This window comes from Orrella sp. JC864 (assembly GCF_037026685.1).
Taxonomy (GTDB): domain Bacteria; phylum Pseudomonadota; class Gammaproteobacteria; order Burkholderiales; family Burkholderiaceae_B; genus Orrella.
In genome coordinates this window covers 35,788-44,033 of the sequence record NZ_JBANET010000028.1, presented here as the reverse complement: position 1 = coordinate 44,033, position 8,246 = coordinate 35,788, and the positions used below count along the sequence as shown (strand labels likewise).

The 8,246-nt window shown below is 67.6% G+C and carries 8 protein-coding genes; 5 read left to right on the top strand and 3 right to left on the bottom strand.

What is annotated here, in order from left to right; all coding sequences use genetic code 11:
• Positions 1-10: 10 nt before the first annotated feature.
• Genes V8Z80_RS19285 through map form a run of 3 tightly spaced genes read right to left on the bottom strand, consistent with a single transcriptional unit; the run spans position 11 to position 3,940 of the window.
• Positions 11-517, bottom strand: coding sequence for a disulfide bond formation protein B (locus V8Z80_RS19285; RefSeq protein ID WP_155195027.1), 507 nt, complete (start codon positions 515-517; stop codon positions 11-13).
• 16 nt (positions 518-533) lie between these two features.
• On the bottom strand, positions 534-3,119 hold the full coding sequence (locus V8Z80_RS19280; protein ID WP_336063145.1) for a [protein-PII] uridylyltransferase: 2,586 nt from the start codon (positions 3,117-3,119) through the stop codon (positions 534-536).
• 17 nt (positions 3,120-3,136) lie between these two features.
• On the bottom strand, positions 3,137-3,940 hold the full coding sequence (gene map / locus V8Z80_RS19275) for a type I methionyl aminopeptidase (RefSeq protein WP_155195029.1): 804 nt from the start codon (positions 3,938-3,940) through the stop codon (positions 3,137-3,139).
• Between the two features lie 358 nt (positions 3,941-4,298).
• Between map and rpsB the strand changes: the two genes are divergently transcribed.
• From rpsB to uppS, 5 genes are all read left to right on the top strand, one after another.
• Positions 4,299-5,057: a 30S ribosomal protein S2 gene (gene rpsB, locus V8Z80_RS19270; RefSeq protein ID WP_155195030.1), complete on the top strand. Its 759-nt coding sequence runs from the start codon at positions 4,299-4,301 to the stop codon at positions 5,055-5,057.
• 127 nt (positions 5,058-5,184) lie between these two features.
• Entirely contained in the window at positions 5,185-6,063 is an 879-nt protein-coding gene (gene tsf, locus V8Z80_RS19265) for a translation elongation factor Ts (protein WP_155195031.1), read from the top strand.
• Positions 6,064-6,145: 82 nt separating this feature from the next.
• Positions 6,146-6,862, top strand: a complete 717-nt coding sequence (gene pyrH / locus V8Z80_RS19260) for a UMP kinase (protein ID WP_155195032.1) — start codon at positions 6,146-6,148, stop codon at positions 6,860-6,862.
• Positions 6,863-6,875: 13 nt separating this feature from the next.
• Positions 6,876-7,436, top strand: a complete 561-nt coding sequence (gene frr, locus V8Z80_RS19255) for a ribosome recycling factor (RefSeq protein WP_155195033.1) — start codon at positions 6,876-6,878, stop codon at positions 7,434-7,436.
• A 31-nt stretch (positions 7,437-7,467) separates the two neighbouring features.
• Entirely contained in the window at positions 7,468-8,238 is a 771-nt protein-coding gene (gene uppS, locus V8Z80_RS19250) for a polyprenyl diphosphate synthase (RefSeq protein ID WP_336063144.1), read from the top strand.
• Positions 8,239-8,246 lie beyond the last annotated feature (8 nt).

Genomic DNA, 8,246 nt, shown 5'->3' with positions numbered 1-8,246 from the left:
GGGCGGACTGCTAGGGGCGGGCGGGCCTGCCGCCGCCGCCGCGCAGCAGCGCCGCCGCCAGCAGGGCGCCCAGCAGCACGAACAGCGACAGGCTCCAGATGGCGTACTCGATGCCCAGCACGTGGACCACGGCGTCCATGCAGCTGGCGTAGATGCCGAACAGCCAGGGCACGGCCGCGTCCAGGCCCAGGCCGGTCATGAAGCGGTCGGCGAAGGTCTGGTCGCACGAGAACATGTTGGCGGCCACCGAATACTGGTACCACGCCGCCGCCACGCCGGCGCAGGCCAGCAGCAGCCCGGCTCCCGCGCAGGCCCGCCGCGGCGCCGGGTCCAGCGCCAGGGCCAGCAGGCACAGCAGACCGATGGCCAGATAGGCCAGCCGCTGCATGACGCACCAGGCGCACGGCGGCATGTCGAAGACATATTGCGAGACCAGCGCCACGCCCAGGGCGGCAAAGCAGAGCAGGGCGGCCAGGCCCAGCAATTGCCGGGAATCGGGCTTCTTCAGGAGCTGCATTTCAGTTTTCCAGGCCTTATTCCAGCGTCTTGAGCACGTCGCGCTCGAAGCGCATCAGGCTGCGCGGGTGTTCGAGGGTGGCGCCGTCCAGGACGAATACGTCCTCGACCCGGTCGCCCAGCGTCATGACCTTGGCGGTCTGCAGATTGATGCCGTGCGCGATGAAAAGTTGCGCCAGCGCATGCAGCAGCCCGGGCCGGTCGGCGGCCACCAGCGACAGGCGCCAGGACTTGCTGCGCTCGTCGGGCTGCAGCTCGACGTGCGGGCGGATCGGAAACAGCCGGGACAGGCGCGATTGGCGCGAGGCGCCGTAGCGCGAGCCGCTGGCATCCAGCCGCGCCGCGGCCTGCGGGTCGGCGAGCTTGGTCGCCAGTTCGTGTTCGACCAACGCGCTTTGCGCGCGCAGGTCGCCGACATAGTCCGGCGCCAGCACGATGAAGCTGTCCAGCGCCAGGCCATGGCGGGTGGTGTGGATGCGGGCGTCCTGGATGCTCATGTTGCGCGCGCCGAAGTAGCCGCAGATGGCAGCAAACAGCTCGGGCACGTCGCGGGTGTAGACCATGACCTGCAGGCCCTCGCCCTGCTCGGTGGGGCGCACCTTGACCACCGGCCCTTCGGGGTTGACCCGGTGATAGAGGTGGCGGGTATGCCAGGCGATCTCGGCCGCGTCGTGGCGCAGGAAATACGCCACGTCCAGCTGGTTCCAGAAAGCGTCGCGCGCCTCGTCGCGCAGGCCCGCCAGGCGGGTCAGGCGGGCGGCCTCTTCGCGGCGCATGGCCAGCACCGTGTTGGCATCGCCCGGGCGCGAGCCGCCCAGCACGGCCAGCGCCAGGCGATAGAGATCCTCGAGCAGCTTGCCTTTCCAGGCGTTCCATACCTTGGGGCTGGTGCCGCGGATGTCGGCCACGGTCAGCAGGTACAGGGCGGTCAGGCGGCGCTCGTCGCCCACGGTATGGGCGAACTGGCGGATGACCTCGGGATCGGAGAGGTCGCGCTTTTGCGCCACCGTGGACATGAGCAGGTGCTGGCGCACCAGGAACTCGGCCAGCTCGGCATCGGCCGGCTCCAGGCCGTGGTCGTGGGCAAAGCGCCGCACGTCGCGCGCGCCCAGCTCGGAGTGGTCGCCGCCGCGGCCCTTGGCGATGTCGTGAAACAGCGCGGCCACGTACAGGATCCAATGGCGCTCGAAGCTGGCGATCAGCTGGCTGGCCAGCGGATATTCCTGGGCGTGCTCGGGCATGGTGAAGCGCCGCAGGTTGCGGATCACCGTCAGGGTGTGCTGGTCCACGGTATAGACGTGGAACAGGTCGTGCTGCATCTGGCCGACGATGTGCCGAAACACCGGCAGGTAGCGCGGCAGGATGTTCAGCATGGTCATGCGGCGCAGCTCGTGCACGATGCCGCGCGGCTGCTGCAGGATCTGCAGGAACAACCGCCGGTTGACCGGGTTGCGGCGAAATTGCGCATCGATGCGGTGGCGCGCATGCCAGAGCGCGCGCAGGGTGCGCGCCGACATGCCCGTCAGGTCGGCATGCTGCTGCATGACCAGGAAAGCGCGCAGGATCAGGGGGGGCTTGCGCTCGAAGGCGTCGTCCAGGCGGATGTCCAGCCGGCCGTGCAGCTTGCGGAAGTCTTCGTCGATGTCCTGGGCGTCGTCCTCGCATTGCGGGAACAGCCGGTCTTCGATGTTCTGCACCAGGATGGTGTTGAGCTGGGTGACCAGCCGCGCGGCCCAGTAATAGCGTTGCATCAGCATTTCGCTGGCGCGCCGCGTGCCGCTGCCCTGGATCCCGTAGACCTGGGCCAGCGCCGCCTGCAGGTCGAACAGCACGCGGTCCTCGCGCCGGCCCGCGAGCAGGTGCAGCTCGATGCGCAGGCGCTTGAAGGCCTGCTCGGCGCGCCGCAGCTCGCGGGCCTCGGCCGATGTCAGCAGGCCGTTGCGCGCGATGGCCCGCCACGAATCGCCAAAGCCGGCCGCGCGCGACATCCACAGGATGACCTGCAGGTCGCGCAGGCCGCCGGGCGATTCCTTGCAATTGGGCTCCAGGGCATAGGGCGTCTCGTTGTAGCGCGCATGGCGCTGCTGCATCTCGACGCGCTTGTCCTGGAAAAAACGCACCGGGTCCAGGCGCGCGGCCATGGCTTGCTCGAACTGGCGCATCAGCGCGCGGCTGCCGCCCAGCCAGCGCGACTCGAGCAGCGAAGTCTCGACCGTGATGTCGGCGTCGGCCTCGCGCTGGCATTGCGCAATGGTGCGCACGCTGTGGCCCGGCTCCAGGCCGATGTCCCAGAGCGCGGCCACCAGGCGCTCGAGCGCGCCTTCCTGCTCGTGCGTGGGCTCGTGCGGCAGCAGCAGCAGCAGGTCCACGTCCGAGGCGGGATAGAGTTCGCCGCGGCCGTAGCCGCCGACCGCCGCCAGCGCGGCGCCGGCCGGCAGGGGATGAACCTTGATCAGCTCGCGCAGGGCCTGGTCCGTGGCCCGGCGCAGTTCGGCCAGCAGCACGTCCGGGCGCAGGTGTTCGCGAAACTGCGCGATGGCGGCATCGCGGCGCGCGTGCAGGCGCTGGCGCAGGTCGGGCAGGGCGGTCGCGGTCGTAGGCATGAAAGCCGGCAGGGAAATCAGGCCGCCGCAAGGAATTCGGGCATGGCCGGCATGCCGGGCGAGACGGTCAGCACCTCGTAGCCGTCCTCGGTCACCAGCACGGTGTGCTCCCACTGCGCCGAGAGGCTGCGGTCGCGCGTGACCACGGTCCAGCCGTCCGACAACTGGCGGATCTCGCGGCGGCCGGCGTTGATCATGGGCTCGACCGTGAAGATCATCCCGGGCACGAGCTTGACGCCCGTGCCGGGCTTGCCGTAGTGCAGCACCTGGGGATCCTGGTGAAAGCGCCGGCCGATGCCGTGGCCACAGAATTCGCGCACCACCGAGTAGCCGTTCTTCTCGGCATGGCGCTGGATGGCCGCGCCCACGTCGCCCAGCGTGTTGCCCGGGCGCACCTTGTCGATGCCGATCCACATGCATTCGTAGGTCACGTCCACCAGCCGGCGGGCCAGGATGGTGGGCTCGCCCACGTGGTACATGCGGCTGGTGTCGCCGAACCAGCCGTCCTTGATGATGGTGACGTCGATGTTCATCGCGTCGCCCGGCTTGAGCACCTTCTCGCCCGGGATGCCGTGGCACACCTGGTGGTTGATCGAGGTGCAGATGGCGCCGGTAAAGGGCGGGTAGCCAGGGGGCGCATAGCCGATGGTGGCCGACTGGACCTTGAGGGTGTCGGTCATGTACTGCAGGCACAGGCGATCCAGCTCCCCGGTCGTGACGCCCGGCTTGACGTAGGGCGTGATGAAATCGAGGACCAGCGCTGCCGCCCGGCAGGCTTCGCGCATCTTGGCCAGATCGGCCGGATCGGTGACTAGGGTCATGTGACTTGAGGGCTTGCTTGGAAAAATAGTAGAATTATAGGCTTACCCGAATTTCCGGGGGCTTGGATAACCGGGCCTGGCTGCTGCGGCGAGGGCTGTAGGCTGCCTGGCCCGGCCTTGGATCCTGGCGGCCGTGAAGTCTGGCAGCCTGGGATCTGGCAGCCTTGAAATCCGGCGGCCTTGAAATCCGGCGGCCTTGAAATCCGGGTAAGGGGGCCAAGGGCGATTATCGCTCCAAACCCGGCCCCCAAATCGCGTGTCGCGCCACCAGGGTGCCGGCCGCTGCTTTTTCCGCCCAACAGGGGCGCGGCAGTGTCCGGTGCAGGCGCGATACCAGTCCCAACCCTAGGAGAAAAACATGTCCGTCAACATGCGCGAAATGCTCGAGGCCGGTGTCCACTTCGGCCACCAGACCCGTTACTGGAACCCGAAGATGGCCCCCTACATCTTCGGCCATCGTAACAAGATCCACATCATCAACCTGGAACACACCGTCGCCAAGTTCCAGGAAGCCACCAAGTTCGTGCGCCAGCTGGCCGCCAAGGGCGGCACCATCCTGTTCGTGGGCACCAAGCGCGCCGCGCGCGAGCTGGTCGCCGCCGAGGCGGCCCGTGCCGGCATGCCCTACGTCGACAGCCGCTGGCTGGGCGGCATGCTGACCAACTTCAAGACCGTCAAGAGCTCGATCAAGCGCCTGAAGGACATGGAAGCCATGTCGGCCGACGGCGGCCTGGAGCGCCTGAGCAAGAAGGAAGCGCTGCTGTATTCGCGCGAGCTGGAAAAGCTGAACAAGTCGATCGGCGGCATCAAGGACCTGAACGGCCTGCCCGATGCGCTGTTCATCATCGACGTGGGCTACCACAAGATCGCCGTGGCCGAAGCCCGCTCGCTGGGCATTCCCGTGGTGGCGGTGGTCGATACCAACCACTCGCCCGAAGGCATCGACTACGTGATCCCGGGTAACGACGACTCGGCCAAGGCCATCGCCCTGTACGCCCGCGAAATCGCCGACGCCGTGCTGGAAGGCCGCGAGCAGCGCCTGAACGGCCTGGTCGAGGAAGTCGCCGAAGGCGAAGAAGAGTTCGTCGAGGTGCAGGACGAGCAGGCCCAGTCCTGATCCTGCCGTCTCCTGCGGCCGGCCCCGCCCTTGCGTGCCGGGCCGGCCGCGTCGTATCCGATTTAACCAATTTGCCGCATGGGCCGGGCACACTGCCGGTCCCGTCTTAAATAATTCTGGAGCGAACATGGCTGAAATTACCGCCGCGATGGTCAAGGAACTGCGCGAAAAGACCGATGCCCCGATGATGGAGTGCAAGAAGGCTCTGACCGAGGCCGAGGGCGACCTGGCGCGCGCCGAGGAGCTGCTGCGCGTGAAGCTGGGCAACAAGGCCAGCAAGGCCGCGGCCCGCGTGACCGCCGAAGGCCTGGTCGGCCTGTTCATTTCGGCCGACGCCAAGCAGGGCGCCGTCATCGAGGTCAACTGCGAGACCGACTTCGTCGCCAAGAACGACGATTTCGTCGCCTTCGTGAACAAGCTGGCCGAACTGGTCGCCACCCAGAGCCCCGCCGACGTGGCCGCCCTGTCGGCGCTGCCGCTGGGCGAGGGCACGGTCGAGACCACCCGCACCGCGCTGGTGGGCAAGATCGGCGAGAACATCTCGGTGCGCCGCTTCGAGCGCATTGCCACCGACAACAAGCTGGCCAGCTACGTGCATGGCGGCAAGATCGGCGTGCTGGTCGAATATACCGGCGCCGACGAGCTGGGCAAGGACCTGGCCATGCATATCGCCGCCACCAAGCCCAAGGCGCTCGATGCCTCGGGCGTGTCGCAGGCCGACATCGCCGCCGAGCGTTCGGTGGCCGAGCAGAAGGCCGCCGAGTCGGGCAAGCCCGCCGAGATCGTGGCCAAGATGGTCGAGGGCTCGGTGCAGAAGTTCCTGAAGGAAGTCACGCTGCTCTCGCAGCCCTTCGTCAAGAACGACAAGCAGACCGTCGAGCAGCTGCTCAAGGAAAAGAGCGGTTCGATCGCCCAGTTCAAGCTGTACGTGGTGGGCGAGGGTATCGAGAAGAAGACCAGCGACTTCGCGGCCGAAGTGGCTGCCGCCGCCGCGGGCCGCGCCTGACGCGCCGTGCCTGCCCGGCCCGGGCGTGCGCCCGGGCCGCTTGTCATACACTTGCGTCGGAACGTTCTTCGGGATACCACCTATGAGCAGCAGATCGTACAACAGGGTTCTTCTCAAGCTTTCCGGCGAGGCGCTGATGGGCGAGGATGCATTCGGCATCAATCGTTCGACCATCCTGCGCATGACCGAAGAAATTGCCGAAGTCGCCACGCTGGGCGTGGAGCTGGCCATCGTCATCGGCGGCGGCAACATCTTTCGCGGCGTGGCGCCCGGCGCGCAGGGCATGGACCGCGCCACCGCCGACTACATGGGCATGATGGCCACCATCATGAACGCCCTGGCGCTGCAGGACGCGCTCAAGCACCGCGGCATCGACACGCGGGTGCAGTCGGCGCTGAACATCGACCAGGTGGTCGAGCCCTACATCCGCCCCAAGGCCCTGCGCTATCTCGAAGAAGGCAAGGTCGTCATCTTCGCGGCCGGCACCGGCAATCCCTTCTTCACCACCGACACCGCGGCAGCGTTGCGCGGCGCCGAGATCGGCGCCGAGATCGTGCTCAAGGCGACCAAGGTCGACGGCATCTATACGGCCGACCCCAACAAGGATCCCGACGCCACGCGCTACTCGCGCATCAGCTTTGACGAGGCCATCGTGCGTCGGCTCGAGGTGATGGACGCCACGGCCTTCGCGCTGTGCCGCGACCAGAAGCTGCCCATCAAGGTGTTTTCGATCAACAAGCCTGGTGCCTTGAAGCGCGTCGTCTCCGGCGCGGACGAAGGCACGCTGGTGCATGTCTGACCAAGGAAGATCCATGAGCGTTTCCGATATCAAGCGGTCCGCCGAGACGCGGATGCAAAAATCCATCGAAACCTTCAAGACCGCGCTGGCCAAGATCCGCACGGGCCGTGCGCATGCCGGCATCCTTGACCACGTGCAAGTCGAGTACTACGGCTCGATGGTGCCCATCGGGCAGGTCGCGAACGTGACCGTGGTCGATGCGCGCACGCTGAACGTGCAGCCCTGGGAAAAAAGCATGGTTTCGGCGGTGGAAAAGGCCATCCGCGAGTCGGACCTGGGCCTGAACCCGCAGGCCATGGGCGAGAGCATGCGCGTGCCCATGCCCGCCCTGACCGAGGAGCGCCGCCGCGACCTCATCAAGGTCGTCAAGAGCGAAGGCGAGGACGCCAAGATCGCCGTGCGCAACCTGCGCCGCGAGGCCAACGAGTCGCTCAAGCGGCTGGTCAAGGACAAGGAAATCTCCGAGGACGACGAGCGCCGCGGCCAGGACGAGATCCAGAAGCTGACCGATCGCCAGGTGGCCGAGATCGACAAGCTGATCGCGCAGAAAGAAGCCGAGATCATGACCGTCTGAAGCTGCGGCGCCACGTCCCACGGCTCCCGCCATGACCAGCAGCTCGACCCTTGCCGTTCCCGAGACCCGCCCGGTCCCGCGCCACGTCGCCATCATCATGGACGGCAACGGCCGCTGGGCCACGCGCCGGCACCTGCCGCGCACGGCGGGCCACGCCAAGGGCGTGCAGGCCGTGCGGCGGGTCGTCGAGGCCTGCGGGCGCCGCGGCGTCGAGTACCTGACCCTGTTTGCCTTCAGTTCCGAGAACTGGCGCCGCCCGGTGGACGAGGTCTCGCTGCTGATGCGCCTGTTCGTGCAGGCGCTCGAGCGCGAGGTCGACAAGCTGCAGGAGCAGGGCGTGCGCCTGCACGTGGTGGGCGACCTGAGCGCCTTCGAGCCGCGGCTGCAGGAGCTGATCGCCCAGGCGCAGGCGCGCACCGCCGCCAACGACCGGCTGCACCTGTGCGTGGCCGCCAACTACGGAGGGCGCTGGGACATCCTGCAGGCCACCCGCGCCATGCTGGCCGCCCGCCCTGAGCTGGCCGCCCATCCCGAGCGCATCGACGAGGCCGCGCTTGCGCCGCACCTGTCCATGGCCTGGGCGCCCGAGCCGGACCTGTTCATCCGCACAGGCGGCGAGCAGCGCATCTCCAATTTCCTGATCTGGCAGCTGGCCTATACCGAGCTGTATTTCACGGACCGCTACTGGCCCGATTTCGGCGACGAAGAGATCGCCGCCGCCTTCGAGTGGTACCGCAGCCGCGAGCGCCGCTTCGGCCGTACGAGCGCGCAGCTGGCTGCGGGCACGGCGGCGGGCGCATAATCCAGGCA

Bases quoted from the DNA above. Each gene is read 5' to 3' on its own strand.
- uppS (WP_336063144.1), top strand. From the start codon at position 7,468: ATGACCAGCAGCTCGACCCTTGCCGTTCCCGAGACCCGCCCGGTCCCG.
- frr (WP_155195033.1), top strand. From the start codon at position 6,876: ATGAGCGTTTCCGATATCAAGCGGTCCGCCGAGACGCGGATGCAAAAA.
- pyrH (WP_155195032.1), top strand. From the start codon at position 6,146: ATGAGCAGCAGATCGTACAACAGGGTTCTTCTCAAGCTTTCCGGCGAG.
- map (WP_155195029.1), bottom strand. From the start codon at position 3,940: ATGACCCTAGTCACCGATCCGGCCGATCTGGCCAAGATGCGCGAAGCC.
- V8Z80_RS19285 (WP_155195027.1), bottom strand. From the start codon at position 517: ATGCAGCTCCTGAAGAAGCCCGATTCCCGGCAATTGCTGGGCCTGGCC.
- rpsB (WP_155195030.1), top strand. From the start codon at position 4,299: ATGTCCGTCAACATGCGCGAAATGCTCGAGGCCGGTGTCCACTTCGGC.
- V8Z80_RS19280 (WP_336063145.1), bottom strand. From the start codon at position 3,119: ATGCCTACGACCGCGACCGCCCTGCCCGACCTGCGCCAGCGCCTGCAC.
- tsf (WP_155195031.1), top strand. From the start codon at position 5,185: ATGGCTGAAATTACCGCCGCGATGGTCAAGGAACTGCGCGAAAAGACC.